Annotated in this window: 20 protein-coding genes and 1 other annotated feature; of the genes, 19 read left to right on the plus strand and 1 reads right to left on the minus strand. The window is 43.7% G+C overall.

What is annotated here, in order from left to right; translation table 11 throughout:
• Positions 1-190 precede the first annotated feature (190 nt).
• Complete coding sequence (locus J7E35_RS05910) at positions 191-772, plus strand: recombinase family protein (protein ID WP_214777897.1); 582 nt, start codon at positions 191-193, stop codon at positions 770-772.
• Positions 773-1,251: 479 nt separating this feature from the next.
• Here the strand turns inward: J7E35_RS05910 and J7E35_RS05915 are convergent, their stop codons facing one another.
• Entirely contained in the window at positions 1,252-1,908 is a 657-nt protein-coding gene (locus tag J7E35_RS05915) for a hypothetical protein (RefSeq protein ID WP_214777899.1), read from the minus strand.
• A gap of 128 nt (positions 1,909-2,036) precedes the next feature.
• Here J7E35_RS05915 and J7E35_RS05920 point away from each other — a divergent pair, with 128 nt between their 5' ends.
• The 18 genes from J7E35_RS05920 (at position 2,037) to lonB (ending at position 21,288) form a co-directional block, all read left to right on the plus strand.
• Positions 2,037-2,753 (plus strand): hypothetical protein, encoded by a 717-nt coding sequence (locus J7E35_RS05920; protein WP_214777901.1) that lies wholly within the window; start codon positions 2,037-2,039, stop codon positions 2,751-2,753.
• A gap of 205 nt (positions 2,754-2,958) precedes the next feature.
• Complete coding sequence (locus J7E35_RS05925) at positions 2,959-3,585, plus strand: hypothetical protein (protein WP_214777903.1); 627 nt, start codon at positions 2,959-2,961, stop codon at positions 3,583-3,585.
• Positions 3,572-3,793, plus strand: a complete 222-nt coding sequence (locus tag J7E35_RS05930; RefSeq protein WP_214777905.1) for a hypothetical protein — start codon at positions 3,572-3,574, stop codon at positions 3,791-3,793. The genes J7E35_RS05925 and J7E35_RS05930 overlap by 14 nt, the downstream gene beginning before the upstream one ends.
• A 340-nt stretch (positions 3,794-4,133) precedes the next feature.
• Positions 4,134-4,412, plus strand: coding sequence for an HNH endonuclease (locus tag J7E35_RS23655; RefSeq protein WP_214777907.1), 279 nt, complete (start codon positions 4,134-4,136; stop codon positions 4,410-4,412).
• On the plus strand, positions 4,412-4,618 hold the full coding sequence (locus tag J7E35_RS05940; protein WP_214777909.1) for a hypothetical protein: 207 nt from the start codon (positions 4,412-4,414) through the stop codon (positions 4,616-4,618). Before J7E35_RS23655 ends, J7E35_RS05940 begins: the two co-directional genes overlap by 1 nt.
• A gap of 642 nt (positions 4,619-5,260) precedes the next feature.
• A complete protein-coding gene (gene ilvE / locus J7E35_RS05945) occupies positions 5,261-6,163 on the plus strand; it encodes a branched-chain-amino-acid transaminase (RefSeq protein WP_214777911.1) in 903 nt (300 codons plus the stop codon).
• A gap of 23 nt (positions 6,164-6,186) precedes the next feature.
• Positions 6,187-6,440 (plus strand) — a binding site (T-box leader).
• An 84-nt stretch (positions 6,441-6,524) separates the two neighbouring features.
• Complete coding sequence (ilvB, locus tag J7E35_RS05950) at positions 6,525-8,234, plus strand: acetolactate synthase large subunit (protein ID WP_214777913.1); 1,710 nt, start codon at positions 6,525-6,527, stop codon at positions 8,232-8,234.
• Positions 8,231-8,746 (plus strand): acetolactate synthase small subunit, encoded by a 516-nt coding sequence (gene ilvN / locus J7E35_RS05955; RefSeq protein WP_192471479.1) that lies wholly within the window; start codon positions 8,231-8,233, stop codon positions 8,744-8,746. Before ilvB ends, ilvN begins: the two co-directional genes overlap by 4 nt.
• A 174-nt stretch (positions 8,747-8,920) precedes the next feature.
• Positions 8,921-9,943 carry a ketol-acid reductoisomerase gene (gene ilvC, locus J7E35_RS05960; protein ID WP_214777915.1) on the plus strand — a complete coding sequence of 341 codons (1,023 nt, stop codon included), beginning with the start codon at positions 8,921-8,923 and terminating at the stop codon, positions 9,941-9,943.
• Entirely contained in the window at positions 9,930-11,468 is a 1,539-nt protein-coding gene (locus tag J7E35_RS05965) for a 2-isopropylmalate synthase (RefSeq protein WP_214777917.1), read from the plus strand. Before ilvC ends, J7E35_RS05965 begins: the two co-directional genes overlap by 14 nt.
• Positions 11,469-11,501: 33 nt before the next feature.
• Positions 11,502-12,614, plus strand: coding sequence for a 3-isopropylmalate dehydrogenase (gene leuB, locus J7E35_RS05970; RefSeq protein ID WP_214777919.1), 1,113 nt, complete (start codon positions 11,502-11,504; stop codon positions 12,612-12,614).
• Positions 12,615-12,687: 73 nt separating this feature from the next.
• Positions 12,688-14,097, plus strand: a complete 1,410-nt coding sequence (gene leuC / locus J7E35_RS05975; protein WP_214777921.1) for a 3-isopropylmalate dehydratase large subunit — start codon at positions 12,688-12,690, stop codon at positions 14,095-14,097.
• A gap of 271 nt (positions 14,098-14,368) precedes the next feature.
• Entirely contained in the window at positions 14,369-14,965 is a 597-nt protein-coding gene (gene leuD, locus J7E35_RS05980; RefSeq protein ID WP_214777923.1) for a 3-isopropylmalate dehydratase small subunit, read from the plus strand.
• Between the two features lie 149 nt (positions 14,966-15,114).
• Positions 15,115-16,134, plus strand: coding sequence for a tetratricopeptide repeat protein (locus J7E35_RS05985; protein WP_214777925.1), 1,020 nt, complete (start codon positions 15,115-15,117; stop codon positions 16,132-16,134).
• Positions 16,135-16,291: 157 nt separating this feature from the next.
• Positions 16,292-17,581 (plus strand): trigger factor, encoded by a 1,290-nt coding sequence (gene tig / locus J7E35_RS05990; protein WP_214777927.1) that lies wholly within the window; start codon positions 16,292-16,294, stop codon positions 17,579-17,581.
• Positions 17,582-17,915: 334 nt separating this feature from the next.
• Entirely contained in the window at positions 17,916-19,178 is a 1,263-nt protein-coding gene (gene clpX / locus J7E35_RS05995) for an ATP-dependent protease ATP-binding subunit ClpX (protein ID WP_214777929.1), read from the plus strand.
• 59 nt (positions 19,179-19,237) lie between these two features.
• A complete protein-coding gene (locus J7E35_RS06000) occupies positions 19,238-19,513 on the plus strand; it encodes a hypothetical protein (protein ID WP_214777931.1) in 276 nt (91 codons plus the stop codon).
• 107 nt (positions 19,514-19,620) lie between these two features.
• The gene (gene lonB, locus J7E35_RS06005) at positions 19,621-21,288 is read left to right on the plus strand and encodes an ATP-dependent protease LonB (protein WP_214777933.1); all 1,668 of its coding nucleotides are present in this window, start codon (positions 19,621-19,623) and stop codon (positions 21,286-21,288) included.
• The last annotated feature ends 346 nt before the right edge of the window (positions 21,289-21,634 follow it).

Raw genomic sequence — 21,634 nt, forward strand, 5'->3', positions numbered from 1 at the left:
TGAAAATTAATATTCAAAAACTCCGCTCAGTGTTTCGATAGAGTGTACTTATACGGTAACGTTTCAAGGGAAAACAGGAAGGCAGTAATAACAAGGGTTTGCGGCTATTTGTATTGTTACCGTTTGACTGTTACTGAAATTAAAGCTAAAGTTAAAGCAATAACAGTAACGGATATCGGGGGTAACGATAATGATAAAAGCATACATACGAGTAAGCAGCGAATCACAGAAAACGGCTAGACAAAAGAAAGCTCTTAAAGCGGCAGGCTGCGAAGTATTCTACGAAGAGAAAGTAAGCGGCAAGAATACAGAACGTCCAGAGCTACAACGCTTGCTCGCGGAACTGGAAGAGGGAGACATAGTAATCGTACATGAAATAAGCCGTCTATCTCGCTCAGTTAAAGACCTTATCGATATAGTAGACCGTATTAAGGAAAGAGGCGCTTGTCTTAAGTCGCTAGGCGAATCATGGCTCGATACTACAAGGGACAATCCTATGAATGAGTTCTTACTAAACATTTTCGGCAGTCTTGCGCAGCTAGAGCGAGGGCTTACGCTTAAACGCCAAAGAGAAGGAATCGAAATAGCGAAAAAAGAGGGCAAGTTTAAAGGACGTAAGCTAGAAGTAGTAGAGGGCGGCAAGAAAGCGGAGAAGGCGGCACAGGCGATAGATTGGTATAAGGAAGGGAAATCAGTTCGCTATATAACGAAGACGCTATCGATTGGTACAGGTACGCTGTATAGATTATTAGAACGTGAAGGCTTAAAGTAATTAGGGCGCAATAGAGCGCTCTTTTTTATGCCTGCATACCCGAATATATCACGCCACAACATTTTTACATTATTACGGGGCGTTATACGATGACACGTTACGGATATGTAAGCCGCATTCTATCGTCTATCTATCTTGTATCCGAAAGTAGCAGCACAGTGAGCAGCGAAAAGCTAATCGAACTCTATTCGTATCTTTCTTGTATAATCTGTGTATTCAATCGCTCAGAGAAGAGCAAGAAGACTCGCATTGAATCGTTAAGTAATGTGGGGAAACACCATAGAAGAATCATTGAGCGTAGCTTTAATCTTACACGGGGCTATAAGGGACAATTTTACACGCCCCCAAGCCCCCTATAAATTATACCTGCAATTGTACCTTTTAAATTCCGTGTATGTAATCAGACTCGGTAGGTAAGAAATAAGAAAAGCGTAAACATTAGTACTTGTTAACAGACTAACGTACGCCGTAAAGGGTTATTACCTTCTTCTTTTTTTTCTAAGAGTAGCACTAAAATTCCCTGCTACATTGGTGAATAGATTTAAAGGTATTTCTAAAGGGTACAACCCACCAATAACTATAGATTGATTATTTTTATTATCATTCCTTCTTGCCTTTTCAATAATCTCTTCCAATAATTCTACTTGTTCACTATTCTTAATCTCTTCGTCTAGTGCAGCAAGCTTTTCTTTGTTAAGTTTTATTTCTTCGAGTAAACGAATGATTTCTTTATTCTGATTAATTAAGTTGAGTACTCTGCTCTCATTTCTTTTAATTTGATCCTGTAAAAATAAACTTGTACTTGCCTTTATTACTAGAATTTCCATTTCCTTTTTTTGTTTATCCAGTTTGCTTAACTCAGTCTCTTTTAAGTTAAGTTCGCTTTTTTTTGAATTTAAATCCTCAGCAATTTTTGTAACTCTTTCGAGGCTTTGTATTTCTAGTATTTCTAAGTCTTTTGGTGTTAACTTCGGTAAGGCAAATGTTATTAACCCGCATAATGTTGCAACTCCACCAACGATAGTTGCATACGAATTGTAAGTATTACTACTAATCCAATTTAACTTTACAGCAACGAAGCCCCCTATAAAATATAGAACACCTAATGTAATGATTGCCAACAAAATCTTTCTCAATTCTATTCCCCCTAAAAATTACCTATTCCAATTATATATGTTTTTAACAATAGAGAATAAGAGATTTTTAATATATTTATCCAATAAAGTTTACTATCCGCGCCTATCTTTTTAAAGGGGGTAGACGCATGACAAAAATATTTAGTCCAGTCAATATTAACGAGAAAGAAAATACCAAGTCGAAAACTGAAACAAAGCTAGAGGGGCTAAGGCGGCGATACAAAAATCGTCCCTCTATAGATTACATTCTACAAATCGAAAAGTTATGGGAGCGTTATGCCTTAGAGCTAGATACTGCGAAAAAAGAACAACGCTTAGAAACGCTCTTAAAGCAGCTAAGTCATTCGATTAAGTGGCGGGCGAAAGAAGCGGGCAAACAATGGAACAATAGCCGCCTAAGCGCAGCAGACTTCGAGAGTATCTTTTTTGAGGAAGCATGGAAGCTATGCGATAACTATAATCACTTCGGCGAGTTCTACTTCTACGAGACGCTATTACTCGTAATTAAGCGAAGAGGAATCGACCTAACAAGGAATCGGACAAGGACGCAGCAAGGCGCTTTCGAGCTTAAAGTTCGGCGATTAAAAGAAGAAGCTGCCGATTATATTCCAGACACGCAGACGGACGTAGAGGGCAGTTCTGTTAATAGCTTACTAGTTGCTCAGATTCTAGCCGTACCGACTTTAACGGAGCAGGAGCGCAAACTATTGCGAACTAAGTACGATAATCCCGACTTATCTAAAGTGGAACTTTCCAGTGCGTTAGGGCTCAAACATCATCAGGAAGTAACGAGGTTATTTAAAAGGCTTAAGATTAAATTAGCTGCATTCGATAATAAAAATTAATCGACTATCATAACCTTTCCTTTTACTTCTACGCCTTCTCTTAGAGCTTTTTTCCCGTTCCAATACGTTATTTAATTCGTTAGCTCAGATAGACTTCGCACAAATTTTTTAAAAAATAATCTTTTAATACCAAAGCTTAAAAGTAACAGCGCCTATGGTTGTGTAAGGTGAGAACGCCTTAACAAAATAAAAGGGGCTAAGAGAAATGACAAACAAACTACCAAGATACGAACTATTCGAGAAGTACAACGAAGAGAAGCAGCAGGGCTTACAAGTGCAGCAGGAATATGCGGAGATGGTTACCGTAGCAGAGTTAGAAGTTAAGGGGCTAGAATACCGCTACAACGAGGCAATTAAGAAAGCTGTAGCAGAAGGCGCAGACAATCGAAAGGAGCTAGCTAAGATTAGGAAAGAGCAATCGGCAGCTATTGCCAATTTAGAACACGCTCGAGAAATGCAAAAAGCAGCACGGGCGATTAATAGCGGCTCGATCAGGCTAGAAGACTTAGAGAACGGGTTAAAGGAGTATCAAACGAAGTTTCAGAATGAACACATCAATCCAGAAGTCAAGAAGCTCGAAAAGCTTAAAATCGAGTATCTTGTGCAGTTTATCGAAATTCAGCGTCGTATTAAGTTTTTCGAAGACGAAGCAAGGAAAGCTTTTAATACAATCAATCCCCGTTATGGCGGTTACACTATCCCTTACAGTGTAGGATTCCAGACACAGCAGGCAATCGATAAAGTTTGCGTAACGAGCTACGACATACAGACGCTACAACGTGGAGAAGTGCCGAACAGCGTAAAGGAGCGATTAACTAATGAGCGGATATAAGAAACTACGGCTACAAGTCGAAGGAATCAAGAAAAAGCTACGGAGCGGCGAAAGTATTACGGCTAGCGAACTAGAAGCGATTAAGCAACAGGCTGCGATGAACTCTAGCACAGATAACTTAACGCTATACGCAGTAGCGAAGAAGCACGTAGAAGTAGCTAAGCTAGAAGAGAACGAACAGGACACCGAAGAGCAACACGAAGAGTAAGACCTAGAGTAGCGCTTAACGGCGTTACTCTTTTTTTGATACCAAAAGTGCTCGTAGCCTGCGCCTATAGGAACGTCGGGAGACAAAAAAAATCAACGGGGGATCGTTAGACATGAACGCAAGGAGATATTTACGATTACTGGAACTAGTAGACAATGCGCAATACAAGGTAGACGTAGAAGCAGGGACGATAATCGGGGTTAGGAATAAGCCACTTAAGCCGATTCTTGTAACAAACGGATATCACTACGTAAATTTGCACCACAACGGGAAACATGGATTTTACACTGTTCACGAGCTAGTAGCTTTTTTCGCAGGGCTAGAAATTATCAACAAGCAAGTGAATCACATAAACGGTAACAAGACCGACAATAGGCTCGTAAACATAGAAACCGTAACAGCAGCCGAAAACCTACGGCACGCAAGGGAAACGGGCTTATGGAAGCCGAGCAAAGGCGCAAGAAGCGAAGTTATCGTAAGGGAAATTAGAGCCAAATATTCGAAAGGTGACGTAACACAGGCAGAACTAGCGAAAGAGTACGGAATCCAACAAACGACAGTAAATAGAATCGTAAATCATAAATCATGGACGAAAGTAAACGAAGGGGAAAAACGATAATGAATCCTAAAGAACTAACATTCGAAGAGCTACAGATACAGGCAGAAGCAATCAGGCATAGAATCTACAAGACCATCAATAAACGCACGACTAAAGAAGAATTTACGATTCTCGAAGATTACGCAGAAAGAACGAACACAGACCGTAATTGGCGTGGAGTAGCGGTTGCCAGGCGTGAAAATGCCTACAGATATCGACCTAGATAACAATGAGAAGACGTAGGCCAAAAGCTTACGTTTCTTTATTATCTTGTAGCAAAATTTAGGACTAAATGCGGCTATATGCTTGATAAAATAACACTTTCTTCATCTGAATAAGCGTGCTATAATGAAATTGGTCGAAAGTTCGGCAAATGACCGTTACATATTGACGATTTAAATGCCGTTCAATGACCGTTGCATCAGCGTTTATAGGAAGCGTTAGTTTACGCCTTCTAAGCGTACGGTCGGGAGTTCGAATCTCTCCTGGGACGCCATTTAAACTACATACCTTAACTCACCTTATTGAAGGTGAGTTTTTTTTTATGTCCTATAGTTCTTACTAGCTCTCCAAAACTGAAGTCCATAAGGGGTCAGTAAAAAAAAAATTAATTTTATTTAAATGTGAATATATCAACAATGTAAGCGTATACAAATAAACTAATTAATCTAAATTATCAAATAATTTAGAATAAGGGTGTTGACGAGTGTGGAAATTGGGCGTAAGATAATCCTCAAATAAAAAAACAAGTTGATTGCAACCAAAGCGAGTCATAGTTTTAAATTAATTTTAGAATAATGTAAAACTGTATTTTTTTAACCTGTAAATTTAATAATTTAAAGCGTCTATTTGTTAAAGGAGTGTTTATTGTGCCCGATCAGTGGATCTACTTAAACGGTGAATTTGTCACCAAGGAAAATGCTAAGATTTCGGTATATGATCATGGATTTCTATACGGAGATGGTATTTTTGAAGGGATACGGGTATACAGCGGCAATATTTTCAGGATGGAAGAACATATGGACCGGCTTTATCGGTCAGCGAAGTCCATTATGCTGAACATGCCACACTCTAAGGAGGAGTTCACCGGCCTGGTGGTTGAAACGGTCGAACGGAATCAATTGAGAGATGCTTATATCCGCATTGTCGTTTCCAGAGGTGTCGGGGACCTTGGGTTGGACCCCTATAAGTGCCCGAAAGCGAATGTCGTCATCATTGTTGAGCCCCTGGCTATTTTTCCAAAGGAATTGTATGAACGGGGACTGGAGATTGTCACAGTCGCGACAAGGAGAAATCGTCCTGATGTGTTAAGTCCTAAAGTGAAATCACTGAATTATTTGAATAATGTCCTTGTAAAAATTGAAGCGCATCTGGCAAATGTAAGTGAAGCACTTATGCTGAATGACCAGGGCTATGTTGCCGAAGGATCCGCGGATAATATTTTTATCGTGAGAGGCAGCACTTTCCTAACACCGCCAGGGTATGTAGGAGCACTAGAAGGAATCACCAGGAATGCCGTCATTGAAATCGCCAAAAAACTGGGGTATGAGGTCAAGGAGGAACCATTTACCCGCCATGATGTATACACAGCTGACGAAGTATTCCTTACAGGGACTGCAGCAGAAGTAATCGCAGTCGTAAAAGTAGATGGAAGAGTCATTGGCGATGGAGTGCCAGGAGAGCATACACAAAACATCCTGGATGAGTTCCGGGCAAGAGTAGTTGCGGATGGGATCCAGGTCTATCCAGAAAAAGCCCATCAAGTCAGTTGATATGAAAAGTATAATTAAATATAGATAAAGCGAAGACAGGGACAAGTAATTTATTGCGATGAGCATGCACAGAGAGCCGGAGTTGCTGGGAACCGGCGATGCCGCGATAAGTGAACTCACCCTGGAGCGCCAGTTTGAAAGGAAACCTAGTAAAACTGGTCGAGTGTCCTGCACTTGTTATCAAAACCGGCAGCTGAAGCTGTCACGAGTGCACGCATCATGCGTGAATAAGGGTGGTACCGTGGAACAAGGAGATAAAGCCTATTCCATCCCTTTGCCTGGGCAACCTTAGGCATATGGAGATGGAGTGGGCTTTTTTATTTTGAAAAAAACACTGAATACACAATGGGAGGTTCGATAAATGGAAGCTGCCTTGAAGGAAACAAAGGCTAAAACGAGTAAAGTAAGCGGTGCTGATTTGCTGCTTAAGGCCCTGGAAAAGGAAAACGTCGAAGTCATTTTCGGCTACCCGGGAGGGGCTGTCCTTCCGATTTACGACAAACTCTATGATTCTAACATTCTTCATGTTCTGCCAAGGCATGAACAGGGAGGGATCCACGCGGCAGAAGGATACGCGAGAATCAGCGGGAAACCTGGAGTAGTGATCGCGACTTCTGGCCCCGGAGCGACCAATATTATCACCGGCATTGCTGATGCGATGATGGACTCATTGCCGCTGGTCGTCTTCACGGGCCAGGTTGCCACAGGGGTGATCGGTACAGACGCCTTCCAGGAAGCCGACATCCTTGGTATCACGACTCCTATTACCAAATACAATTATCAGATTCGGGATATCAAAGACATCCCCAGAATCATCAAGGAAGCATTTTATATAGCGACAAGCGGAAGGCCCGGACCAGTCGTCATAGATTTCCCTAAGGACATGGCAGCAGGTGTATCGACGGTACCAGCTGAGGAGGAAATCCATCTTCCAGGCTATCAGCCGACAGTGGAGCCGAATTTCCTTCAAGTAAGAAAACTGTCAGAAGCTGTCAGCAAGGCGAAACGTCCGGTGATTCTTGCCGGTGCTGGTGTCCTTCATGCGAAGGCTTCTAATCTTTTAAAAGAATACGCAGAACAGCAGAAGCTTCATGTTGTCCACACATTATTGGGCTTGGGGGGCTTTCCGGCGGGACATGAACTATTCCTTGGAATGGCCGGGATGCATGGCTGCTATACAGCAAATATGGCGCTGTATAATTGTGACCTGCTCATCAATATTGGAGCAAGATTCGATGACCGGCTGACCGGAAATTTGAAGCATTTCGCTCCGAAAGCAACTGTTGCCCATATCGATATCGACCCGGCTGAAATCGGCAAAAATGTGCCGACGCATATCCCGGTTGTCGGTGATGCAGGAGAGGCGTTAAGACAGTTGTTAAAGCTGGAAGGCAGTCCGCCTCTCCAGGAAGAATGGACAGAAACGCTTGCAGTCTGGAAGGAGGATCATCCTTATCATTACGAAAACAGTGAAGTGCTAAAACCGCAAAAGGTTATGGAACTCCTATATGAAAAAACGGCAGGTGAAGCGATTGTCGTCACCGATGTCGGCCAGCATCAAATGTGGGCAGCACAATATTATCAGCTCCAGCAAGCAGATCGATGGGTGACCTCCGGAGGACTCGGGACAATGGGATTTGGCCTTCCTGCAAGCATTGGAGCACAGCTGGCAGACCCATCTGCCTGTGTTGTGGCCGTTCTCGGAGATGGCGGCTTCCAGATGTCAACGCAGGAGTTGGCGGTCATCGCTGAATTTCAGCTGCCGATCAAAATAGCGATTTTCAATAACAAGGCGCTTGGGATGGTCAGACAATGGCAGGAAATTTTCTATAAAGAAAGGTATTCCCACAGTAAAAATCCGGTACAGCCTTCTTTTGTAAAACTGGCAGAGGCCTATGGCATCAAAGGGTTTGAAATCCACTCAGAGGAAGAAGCACATTTAATTCTGGATCAGGTCCTGCACGACAAAGAGCCGGTATTGCTCGATTTCAGGGTCGATGGAGCCGAAAATGTCTACCCGATGATTGCGCCCGGGAAAGGAATCCACGAAATGGTGGGAGTGAAGAAATGAAAAGGATCATAACGATGACGGTTTTGAACCGGCCAGGAGTACTGAACAGGATCACGAATTTATTCTCGAAGAGGAACTACAATATTGAAAGCATTTCAGTAGGCCTTACCGAGCAAGAGGGAGTTTCGCGGATTACCTGTGTTGTCCATGTGGAGAATGACGGGATGGTCGAACAAATCACGAAACAGCTCAATAAACAGATTGATGTCCTTAAGGTGGCAGATATAAGTGACCAGGCGATTGTCGCCCGAGAGCTCATTCTCATGAAGGTGCCCGTCCTTCCGCACAACCGGGCAGAAATCTACTCGATCATTGAACCATTCCGGGCCTCGGTGATTGACGTCAGCAAGGATAGCATCATCATCCAGCTGACAGGTGAAACGGAAAAAATCGAGGCGTTTATCGATTTGATTAAACCATATGGAATCAGAGAATTGGCCCGTACCGGAACAACAGCATTCCCAAGGGGGAACCAGCGGACCGGGCAGCAAAAAACATTTTCATTTGTTTGATAAGGCTCTTTTCATAAACTTTGTTTTTCCCAATCATAAACGTATGGAGAAGTTAACTCGGATAGAGCCTTGATACCTTTAATATTGCGGATGCAATAACTGATATGAAAAGCAGCAATCCAAAGGGAAACAGCTGAATTACACAAAATTTATATTCGGAGAGGGAGATTAATTATGGCGAAAATGTACTATAACGGTGATGCAAATGAGGCTTATTTTAACGGGAAAACAGTGGCAGTAGTTGGTTACGGATCACAGGGTCATGCCCATGCGCAGAATCTTCGTGACAGTGGTGTTGAGGTTGTCATTGGATTAAGGCAAGGAAAGTCATGGGAGAAGGCGGAACAGGATGGTTTTGAAGTTAAAACAGTTGCTGAAGCTGTGGCAGCAGCAGATGTAGTCATGATTCTTCTTCCGGATGAGCGGCAGACTGCTGTGTACAAAAATGAAATTGAACCTCAGCTTTCTGGGCAGGCGCTTATGTTCGCTCACGGCTTTAACGTTCATTTTAACCAGATTGTCCCGCCGGAAAGCTGTGATGTCTTACTTGTCGCACCTAAGGGTCCTGGGCATTTGGTCAGAAGGACTTATCAAGAAGGAGCAGGTGTCCCGGCACTGTTTGCAATCCATCAGGATGTATCGGGAACTGCAAGAGAACTTGCGCTTGCCTACGCAAAAGCGATCGGTGCATTGAGGGCAGGGGCACTCGAAACAACCTTCAAGGAAGAAACCGAAACAGATTTATTCGGTGAACAGGCTGTATTATGCGGCGGTTTGACCTCACTAGTGAAAGCAGGCTTTGAAACACTTGTCGAAGCAGGATATCAGCCGGAATTGGCATATTTCGAAACGATGCATGAGCTGAAGCTGATCGTGGACCTGATGTATGAAGGCGGACTCGAAGGAATGCGCTATTCGATTTCTGACACAGCTCAATGGGGCGACTTTGTCAGCGGTCCGAGAGTGGTAAATGAACAGGTTAAAGAAGAAATGAAAAGAGTTCTGAAAGACATCCAGGAAGGAACTTTCGCAAAAGGCTGGATTGAGGAAAATGAAAATAACAGACCGGTGTTCGATGCCATCAATGAAAAAGAAAACCGCCACCAGATCGAAGAGGTAGGAAGAGAATTGAGAAAGATGATGCCGTTTGTCAACAAACAAAAGCAGAGAGAAGTGGCTGCCAGTGCGAAGAATTAAAATATTTGATACGACATTGAGGGATGGGGAACAGTCAGCAGGTGTCAATCTGAATTTTTCCGAAAAGCTGGAGATTGCCAGGCAATTAGAGAGGTTGAATGTTGATATTATTGAAGCGGGATTTCCAGCCGCTTCCAAAGGGGACTTTGCTTCCGTAGCTGAAATTGCACGCCAAATTAAAGGATGTTCGGTTACTGGGCTTGCAAGATCGGTTACAACAGATATTGACGCTGCCTGGGAAGCGTTGAGACATGGTGCAGAGCCAAGGCTCCACCTGTTCATCGCCACTTCGCCAATCCACAGGATCCATAAGCTGAAGCAGACAAAAGCTGAGGTCATCGAGACAGCGGTAAGGACCGTTAAGTATGCAGCAGCCAAGTTTCCGGTCATTCAATGGTCCGCCGAGGATGCTTGCCGGACCGAGCTTGATTTCCTTGCTGAAATTGTAGAAGAGGTTATTAAAGCCGGTGCAAAGGTCATTAATATTCCTGACACTGTCGGTTATATTTCGCCGCAGGAGTATGGCCAAATATTCACTTACTTGCGAGAGCATGTTCCTTCTATTGGTAAGGTCGAACTATCAGCACATTGTCATGATGACCTTGGAATGTCGATCGCCAACTCACTTGCTGCTGTATCTGCAGGAGCCACACAGGTTGAAGGAACGATCAATGGGATAGGGGAGCGGGCAGGAAATGCAGCACTCGAAGAATTCGCGGTTGCCCTTCATATCCGCAAAGATTTTTACCAGGCGGAAACTGGATTGAACCTTAAAGAGATCAGCAGAACGAGCAGTCTTGTCAGCAAGTTGACCGGTATGGCGGTACCAGCCAATAAAGCCGTGGTGGGAAGGAATGCATTTGCCCACGAATCGGGAATCCACCAGGATGGGGTTTTGAAGGAGAAAACAACTTACGAAATCATATCGCCGGAACTTGTAGGTTTACAGAATAACTCGATGGTTCTTGGAAAGCATTCCGGTCGCCACGCGTTCCGCAACAGATTAAATGAGATCGGGCTGACGGTTCCTGAGCAGGATATCAATAAATTATTTTCCGTTTTCAAGGAACTTGCAGACAGGAAAAAAGAAATGACAGATGATGACCTCGTGGCCATCATCCTCGAAGAGAACCTGTCAAAAGAGCAGCAATACTACCGTCTTGATTCCATTCAGGTCCAGTATGGTACCAACCAGGTGCCAACTGCGACGGTCACCCTTTATGGCTGCCAAAATGAAAAGATCCAGGAAGCCTCTACAGGTTCTGGCAGTATTGAAGCTTTATATAATACGCTTGAAAAATGCATGGAAGAAAAAGCCAGCTTGCTAGATTACAGGATTCAGTCAGTTGGAGCCGGCAGGGATGCCCTGGCTCAGGTATATGTAAAGCTGGAATTCGGCGGTGTCGAGACAAGTGGAAGAGGCCTCGCACAGGACGTTCTCGAAGCTTCGGCAAAAGCCTACTTAAATGCAGTCAATAGAGTTTTATATATGGAAGAAACGAAGAAAGTCGCAGTCAACGGATAAAAAAATATACTTAAGAAATCGGAGGCGAATGTAATGGAAAAAAGGATCGCAATCCTGCCAGGAGATGGCGTAGGCAAAGAAGTAAGCAGGGGGGCGGTTACAATCCTCCAGGCAGTTGCTGAGCTTTTTAACCATAAGTTCCATTTTACTTATGGAGAAATCGGCGGAACAGCAATCGATGAATTTGGAACGCCGCTGCCGGAGCACACACTCGACCTCTGCAAGGGCAGTGATGCTGTCCTGTTAGGCGCAGTGGGCGGCCCTAAATGGGATCGAATGCCTGGTCATATTCGCCCTGAAAAAGGACTGCTGAAAATCCGGAAAGAGCTCGGGCTTTATGCGAATGTCCGTCCGGTTCAATACTACTCCAGCATTTCCGGGATCTCGCCACTGCGCAAAGATGTCGTTGAAGGGGTTGACATGGTAGTGGTCAGGGAGTTGACGGGCGGGCTCTATTTTGGAAAACCAAGTGAGAGAACTGTCCAGAAAGGCGAGGCTTCTGTAGTCGATACATTGTTTTACCAGAAAAACGAGATGGAGAGAGTCATCCGCTATGCATTTGAACTGGCTGCCATGAGAAAAGGCAAGGTCACTTCTGTGGATAAAGCGAATGTTCTGGAATCTAGCCGAATGTGGCGGGAAACAGCGGAAGAGGTGGCCAGGGATTTTCCAGATGTCCAGCTTGACCATATGCTGGTCGATAATGCGGCGATGCAGCTGATCAAGAATCCGCGCCAGTTTGATGTACTGGTCACAGAGAATATGTTTGGAGATATTTTAAGCGATGAAGCGTCCGTACTGACCGGATCGCTTGGCATGCTGCCGTCAGCAAGTGTTTCGGCTGCAGGGCCATATCTATATGAGCCAATCCACGGTTCTGCCCCGGATATCGCTGGCATGAACGCGGCCAATCCGATCGCGATGATCCTGTCAGCCGCAATGTTGCTGCGCCTGTCCTTCGGTCTTGAAGAAGAAGCCGAGGCAATCGAGAATGCGGTAGAGCAGGTGCTTGACGCTGGCAGCAGAACCCGCGACATTGCCGTATTTGGCACACCATTTTTAACAACTGAAGGGATGGTTGAAGAAATCAAAGCCGCACTGCTGGACAATGAAGCAATCCTCAATATCATGGGTGCTTACGCATAAAGCAGGAATTTAAACTATCAGGCAGTTTGCAAATAAATAGATGAAAAATGATTTGAAAAAGGGGAGGGTATTTTTGGGGAAAACGATCATCGAAAAAATTTGGGAGAAGCATATAGTTAGTACGGAGGAAGGCAAACCAGACCTTATGTATATTGACCTCCATCTTGTTCACGAGGTAACCTCCCCGCAGGCTTTTTCGGGACTAAGGCAGAAAAAACGGTCTGTCCGACGCCCGGATTTGACGTTTGCGACGATGGACCACAATGTACCAACAGTTAACCGGCGTGAGATCACTGATGCTGTTGCGAAAATCCAGATGGATACCTTAAGGAATAATTGTCTTGAATTCGGCATTGCACTGGCGGACCTAGACAGTCCTGAACAGGGCATCGTCCATGTCATCGGACCTGAATTGGGATTGACACAGCCGGGAATGACGATTGTTTGCGGGGACAGCCATACGTCTACGCATGGTGCGTTCGGAGCGCTCGCATTCGGAATTGGCACCAGCGAGGTTGAACATGTGCTGGCAACTCAAACACTCTGGCAGACAAAGCCAAAGACACTGAAAGTTGAGGTTTCTGGTTCTCTTGCACCGGGGGTGAGTGCAAAGGATCTCATCCTATCCATTATCAGTAAATATGGAGTCAATTTCGGTACTGGTTACGTGATTGAATTTTGCGGCGAGGCGATCAGGAAGATGTCGATGGAGGAAAGGATGACCATCTGCAATATGTCTATTGAAGGAGGAGCCAAGGCTTCCCTCGTTGCCCCTGATGACAAAACCTTCGCTTATCTGAATGGAAGAAAATATGTTGCACAGGGAGATGCCTACCTCGATAAGATCCTTGAATGGCAGCAGCTCAGCTCTGATGATGATGCGGAGTATGACCATACCATCACGGTAGATGGCGACTCCATTTCACCGATGGTCAGCTGGGGTACGAACCCTTCGATGACTGCTCCAGTAACAGAGAGAGTCCCTTATCTGGCAGAATGTGAGACTGAGGCAGAAAGGAAGTCCGTTCAAAGAGCGTTTGATTACATGGGCCTGGCAGAAGGCCAGCTGATTACAGATATTAATGTAACTAAAGTCTTTATCGGTTCCTGCACAAATTCAAGACTGGAGGATCTCAGGGCAGCGGCCGACGTCGTCAAAGGTAAAAAAGTGGCCACAGGAGTCGATGCGATTGTCGTACCTGGCTCCCAGCAGGTCAAGAAGGCGGCAGAAGCAGAAGGTATCGCCAAAATTTTTATTGAAGCAGGATTTGAATGGCGGGAATCCGGCTGCAGCATGTGCCTGAGTATGAACGCAGACATTGTACCAGCTGGCGAGCACTGTGCTTCCACTTCAAACCGGAATTTTGAGGGCAGACAGGGAGCCGGAGCGCGCACCCATTTAGTCAGTCCCGCCATGGCAGCAGCTGCCGCACTTCATGGGCATTTTGTCGATGTCAGGTCGGTGGCTGGCATTACCGTTTAACTTCCTTTTTTACCATAATAAGGACGAAGGGGCAATTAATCGTATTGAATGGGCAATTAATGTGATTTTTGGATTAATTAATCGCTCGAATGGGGCAATTATCAGTTTTCATCAGGCGAATATCTTCGTTGATTAAGAGAATAATTTTTCCAGCTAAAAATACAGACGCAATAATGACCCGAAAACGTAAATTTGAAAAAACATATATTTAACTACGAATTTGATGAATTTAGTTTTACAAAAAGATATTTTTCGATGGAAGGAGCTTGAAATGACCAGATTTACAGAAATGAAGGGGAAAGTCGCTGCGATGGACCGGACAAATGTTGATACTGACCAGATCATTCCAAAGCAATTCCTTAAGAAAATCGAAAAGACGGGGTTTGGCCAGTATCTGTTTTACGATTGGCGCTATAAAACAAACGGTGAGCTCAATGAAGACTTTGAGCTCAATCATCCAGATAACGAAGGTACATCCATTTTAATAGCGAATGAGAATTTCGGCTGCGGTTCATCCAGGGAACATGCACCTTGGGCATTGCTGGATTACGGATTCAAGGTTTTGGTCGCTCCATCATTTGCGGATATTTTTAAACAAAATTGCCTGAAAAACGGAATTCTCCCGATCGTACTGCAAGAGGAAGACGTTACCTATTTGCTTACTAAAGCAAGCGGGCAGCAATATGAACTGAATGTATCTCTGGAACAGAAGGTGGTTTATGACAACGGGGGCTTCAAGGCAGAGTTTGATATCTCTCCATATTGGTATAACATGCTCCTTAATGGCTGGGATGAAATTGAATTAACGCTCCAGCTTGAAGACAGTATCAGAGAATATGAGAATAAGCATATAGAAAAAGCAATCTAACTAATAAAAAAACGATTGATTCACAGGCATAGCTTGTGAATCTTTTTGTTTTTTCAGGGATTCGTGCTAAACTTTCTAAAAAAGCTGAACTCAAAGAAAAATTTTTTGGGATTAATAGGGTGAACTATTAAAAGTAAGGCGGTATGTATATGAAAAAACGGGAATCAAACAAGGATAATGTGATCCTGTTTCCCGGTCTGGAAAAGCGTCTGTTGGAAAAGGGTCTGGATTATTTAAAACAGCAAAAGTACAGGGATGCGATTCAGTTTCTTGAGCAGGCTTTAGAGCATGACCCTGAGAACAGTGATGTCTACGTTGGCCTCGCGCTTGCTAATTATGAAGCAGGCAATACCCATCAGGCCAAGGAAATCGTGGCGGAGATGCTGCGGTGCGGACTGGGTGATTACTTACAAGTGATTGACATGTATCTAATGATCCTTGTCCAGTTGAATGAATACAAAGAAGTTGTTGCGACCATAGAAGCTCTTCTGGAGGAACGGGAAATCCCAGCGGACAAGCATGAGCATTTCATCACCATGCTTGAATTTGGCAAGCGTATGCTGAATGGCGAAACAGAAATGGAGCCCATTGAGAGTTTTGAAGAGCCTGAAGAGGAAGAGCTTAATCTGTTTGACTATAAGAGTCCGAACGATCAGGTAATGGTTGCTGCTGAACTCGCGAAGGTAAACATACGTCCCTATATTGAAAAAATCAAGGAATATGTCGTATCAGGAGAAGGCCATCCGTTTTTAAAAACCATGCTGCTTAATATATTGAAAGAACAAGAGTATGCAGAAGAAACACAGGTGCGTAAATTCGATTGGGAAGAATCGTTCAATCCAGCAGATATACCCGAACTGAAGGATTATATCGAGAACAGCGGTGTCATCAAGCTATTAAGCCGGGAGATTGAAAGTGATGATCCTGTTTTATTTGAAAATGTACAAAGACTGGTCGAAAGGTACTTCTTTTTGGTTTATCCTTTCGAATTGCCAGTCGGGGATGCTTCAGCCTGGGCTTCTGCCTGCCATTTCATCGCCAATGAGTACTATGGATTTGAAGATCCGCTTGAGTCATTTGCTGAAATATACCATAGCGAGGCCGAGGCGGCAGAACAGGTTTTGGACTTTATCCGGAAGCTAGAAGAAATTTCTTACCCGATAATATAGTCCTGGCTGTTGAAACGAAATAATCCTGTGTTATAATGTAGTGGTTGTATTATGTAAAAATCATTCTATTTTACATTTAATCTGGAATATTGCTTGGTTAACAAGAGTATTCATCGTCGAATGAAAATGACAATAGATTATTGTTGGAGGGAACTGTATGTCTGCAAAGGTAGAAAAAAGAGAAGGGAACCAAACGGTTCTAACAATTGAAGTAGATGCAGAAAAGGTCAACCAAGGTCTTGACGCTGCATTCAAGAAAGTCGTTAAGCAAATTAACGTACCAGGATTCCGTAAAGGAAAAATGCCTCGCCAAATGTTCGAAAAGCGTTTCGGCGTAGAGTCTTTATATCAGGATGCAATTGATATCCTTCTTCCAGAAGCATATGCAAATGCAATCGATGAAACTGGTATCGAGCCAGTTGACCGCCCGGAAATCGATGTAGAACAAATCGAAAAGGGCAAGAGCTTGATCATCAAGGCAACTGTAACAGTTAAGCCTGAAGTTAAGCTTGGCGAGTACAAAGGACTTGAAGTAGAAGCATTCGACACAAACGTAACAGATGAAGAAGTTGAAAATGAATTGAAAGCAATGCAGGAAAAGCAGGCTGAGCTTGTTGTTAAAGAAGAAGGCACAGCTGAAAATGGCGACAGTGTTGTCATCGATTTCGAAGGATTCGTTGATGGCGAAGCTTTCGAAGGCGGAAAAGCTGAAAACTATGCACTTGAACTTGGATCAGGTTCATTCATCCCTGGCTTCGAAGAGCAGCTAGTTGGAACAGCTACTGGCGAAGAAAAAGATGTAGAGGTTACTTTCCCAGAAGAGTACCATGCAGCTGAACTTGCTGGTAAGCCTGCAACTTTCAAAGTGAAAATTCACGAAATCAAAGGAAAAGAACTTCCAGCTCTAGATGATGAGTTCGCTAAAGATGCTGATGAAGAAGTTGAAACTTTAGATGAGCTTAAGACAAAGATCAAAGATCGTCTTGCTCATGACAAAGCTCACCAAAAAGAACATTTCGAACGTGACACTGTTGTAGAAAAAGCAGCAGCTAACGCTGAAATCGATGTTCCTGAATCAATGATCGATACTGAAATCGACCGCATGGTAAATGAGTTCGAACAACGCTTGCAAATGCAAGGCATGAACCTTGACCTGTACTACCAGTTCTCTGGACAGGACGAAGCTGCTCTTCGCGAACAAATGAAAGAAGAGGCTGCTACACGCGTGCGTGTGAACCTTACTCTTGAAGCAATCGCAAAAGCTGAAAACATCGAAGTTACAGATGAAGAAGTAAGTGCAGAACTTCAAAAGATGTCTGAAATGTACAATATGACTGCTGATCAAATCCAGGCAGCACTAGGAGGAAGCCTTGACGGAATCAAAGGCGACCTTCAATTGAAAAAAGCGGTTGATTTCCTTGTAGAAAACAGCAAAACTGTTGCATAATAGAATCAGGATATAATATAGAAACAAGGCGCGAGTAAATCGTGCCTTGTTTTCTACAATTAGCACCAATATACATACATAATTTTTTTAAGCAATTTGCTTTAAGTCGATTTAATGGCTTGATTTATGGTTAAGATGTGTTAGTACATATTTTTTTCGATTCATAAGCGCGAAACTGAATAGCCGAGGGTTATTATTTCCTGTACCCTGGCAAAATGTGATACAATGCAATACATACCTGCTCAACAGCAGCAGAAAAACTGTTACTTACCTGATCGTTTGCTTATGAATCGCAGCTTTATATATGTTTAGAAGTTCTCAAGGGGTGAAGGCATTGTTCAAATTTAATGATGAAAAAGGACAGCTCAAATGTTCTTTCTGCGGCAAGACGCAGGATCAAGTCCGCAAATTGGTAGCAGGGCCAGGCGTCTATATCTGTGACGAGTGTATTGAATTATGCACAGAAATCGTTGAAGAAGAACTTGGCACTGAAGAAGAAGTTGAGTTTAAGGATGTTCCAAAACCACAGGAAATCCGCGATATTCTTAATGAGTATGTAATTGGGCAGGACCAGGCGAAGAAGAATTTATCTGTAGCCGTTTACAATCACTATAAGCGTATCAACTCAAACAGCAAGATTGATGATGTTGAACTTTCGAAGAGTAATATTGCGATGATCGGACCTACAGGCAGCGGTAAAACGTTGCTGGCACAAACTTTGGCCCGTATTCTCAATGTACCATTCGCAATCGCGGATGCAACATCGCTGACTGAAGCAGGTTATGTGGGTGAAGACGTTGAAAACATCCTGCTAAAATTGATCCAATCAGCTGATTACGATGTGGAAAAGGCTGAAAAAGGAATCATTTATATCGATGAAATCGATAAAATCGCCAGAAAATCCGAAAACCCATCTATTACTAGAGATGTTTCCGGTGAAGGTGTACAGCAGGCGCTTCTGAAAATTCTTGAAGGAACAGTTGCAAGCGTACCGCCACAAGGTGGACGAAAGCACCCTCATCAGGAGTTCATCCAGATCGATACGACGAATATCCTGTTCATTTGCGGCGGAGCATTTGACGGTATCGAACAAATCATCAAGCGACGCCTTGGCCAGAAAGTAATTGGCTTTGGCTCTGAAAAGAAAGAGGAAGATCTAGACAAGAAGGAACTGCTTTCAAAAGTGCTTCCTGAAGACTTGCTGAAATTCGGGTTGATCCCTGAATTCATCGGTCGTCTTCCGGTAATTGCCAGCCTGACTCCGCTTGATGAAGAAGCGCTAGTCGAAATCCTGACAAAACCGAAGAACGCTCTTGTAAAACAGTATCAAAAAATGCTTGAGCTGGATGATGTCGAGCTTGAATTTGAAGACGACGCACTGATTGAAATTGCCAAAAAAGCAATTGAGCGCAAGACAGGTGCCCGCGGACTTCGTTCAATCATCGAAGGCATCATGCTGGATGTAATGTTCGACCTTCCTTCCCGTGAAGATATTGTTAAATGTATCATCACAAAGGAAACAGTCGAAAACAACATGCCGCCAAAGCTCGTGTTAGAGGACGGTACAGTCCTTAAAGACGAAAGAAATTCAGCTTAATACACATAAATCCCGGTGAATATTCACCGGGATTTTTTCTTTGTGGGCCGTCTCTGAAATTGAGATTGATATGGCAAACCAAAGTTCTGACAGGTTTGGTGGTGAAAGGGGCAAAGTTGTCAGAAGTAGGGGCAACTTCAGACAAGTTTGGTGATAAAAGAGAAAAGCTGTCAGAAGTAAGAGTAACTTCAGACAGGTTTGGTGGAGAAAGAGAAAAAGGTGTCAGAACTAGTACCAACTTCGGACAGGGTCAGCGGAAAAAGAAGAAAAGCTGTCAAAACCAGAAAAACCTTCGATTATCTTGGCAGAAATTCAATAATTTCCAATCAGATTAAGGTCTCAGCTGGCGGGAAAATTCACTTGAAAATATTGTTTATTCCAACACTGTCAGGGAGATACTAGGTTAAAGCCAATAGTATCAACTTTACGGGAGGGAATATAATTGAGTTGGACCGGAATCGCCTTGTTCATACAGCTGTTTTTCGGAATCATCATCGGGCTGTATTTCTGGAATTTACTTAAGAATCAGCGGACTCAAAAAGTGTCAATTGATAGGGAATCCCGAAAGGAAATGGAACAGTTAAGGAAGATGAGATCGGTCTCCCTGAGTGAACCGCTAGCTGAAAAAGTCAGACCATCAAGCTTCAAGGACATTGTCGGACAGGAAGATGGAATCAAGGCACTAAAAGCTGCCTTATGTGGACCTAATCCGCAGCATGTCATCATCTATGGTCCGCCGGGAGTCGGGAAAACCGCTGCGGCCAGGCTCGTGTTGGAGGAAGCAAAGCAAAACCAAAAATCCCCCTTCAAAAAATCATCAGTATTCGTTGAGCTGGATGCTACGACAGCCAGGTTTGATGAGAGAGGAATCGCTGACCCACTGATTGGTTCTGTTCATGATCCGATTTATCAAGGGGCCGGAGCGATGGGACAGGCAGGAATTCCTCAGCCGAAACAGGGGGCTGTTACCAATGCTCACGGCGGAGTATTATTCATTGATGAAATTGGAGAGTTGCATTCGATCCAAATGAACAAGCTGTTGAAAGTACTGGAAGACAGGAAAGTGTTCTTAGAGAGTGCGTATTATAATGAAGAAAACACGCAAATCCCGAGCCATATCCACGACATCTTCAAAAATGGGCTCCCGGCAGACTTCCGCCTTGTAGGAGCGACGACAAGAACTCCAAGCGAAATCCCTCCGGCAATCAGGTCGAGATGCATGGAAGTATTTTTCCGTGAGTTAACCCAAGAGGAAATTTCTGAAGTAGCCAGGAATGCTGCTGAAAAAGTACAACTGACTATGAGTGATAAAGCGATTGAAATCCTGTCAAACTATGCACGAAATGGGCGCGAAGCCGTTAATATGGTACAGATTGCCGCAGGATTGGCCATAACAGATGAACGTACCTACATTAAAGAAGAGGAAATCGAATGGGTGGTGCATTCAAGTCAGCTGACACCAAGGATGGAAAGAAGGATTAATGAAAAGTCGGCAGTCGGTCTTGTCAATGGGCTGGCTGTGTATGGCCCAAATACAGGCGCGCTTCTTGAAATCGAAGTGACGGTCATTAAAGCAAAGGAAAAAGGCTCAATCAATATCACGGGCATCGTCGATGAAGAGAGCATCGGCGGACAGGGGAAATCTATACGCAGAAAGAGTATGGCGCGGGGGTCAATTGAAAATGTCATCACAGTTCTCCGGTCGATGGGTGTTCCAGCTGATGAATTCGACATCCATGTCAACTTCCCTGGCGGTACACCAATCGACGGCCCATCTGCCGGGATTGCGATGGCGACGGGAATTTATTCAGCCATCTATAAAATCCCGATGGACAATACTGTCGCGATGACAGGAGAAATCAGCATTCACGGTAATGTGAAGCCAATTGGCGGTGTTTATCCAAAAGTGAAAGCAGCGAAAAAAGCAGGTGCCAAGACGGTCATCATTCCAAAGGAAAATGTGCAGACCATCCTGAATGAAATCACAGGAATCGAAATCATTCCAGTTACCCACCTGGATGAAGTTTTTGAAATTGCTCTTGTGAAAGATCATCCGAGAGAGCAGATTATCAAGGCAGCCGATGAATTGACTCAAAAAGAGACGAGCTAATATCGTTAGGCTGTTTTTGTAAAGGTTTTTGTTAAAATCCTAAAGCCGATTTTAACGTGATAAAAAGCCATTTTGTAGTTCGGTATTTAGAGTGCAAGCTCTTTTCTCATAATAAGCCTTAATTTTTGTGAAGAAACAGAGGTCATTGAATCCTATTTTGTAGTCAATAGCAACAAAGTATGAGAGAAAAGAGCCTATCGTTAAAAAGAACGCTTGCAGGCGTTCTTTTTTTAGGTTTTTTTACGAAGCAGTGTTTACCTGCCTCAATGAGCCTTCGTGGATTGCTCTGGAAGCTATCAATCATTTAGGCAAAAAAACTCAAATAACGTCCAACAATACATCACCT

The organism is Bacillus sp. ISL-45 (genome assembly GCF_018613195.1).
Taxonomy (GTDB): domain Bacteria; phylum Bacillota; class Bacilli; order Bacillales; family Cytobacillaceae; genus Mesobacillus.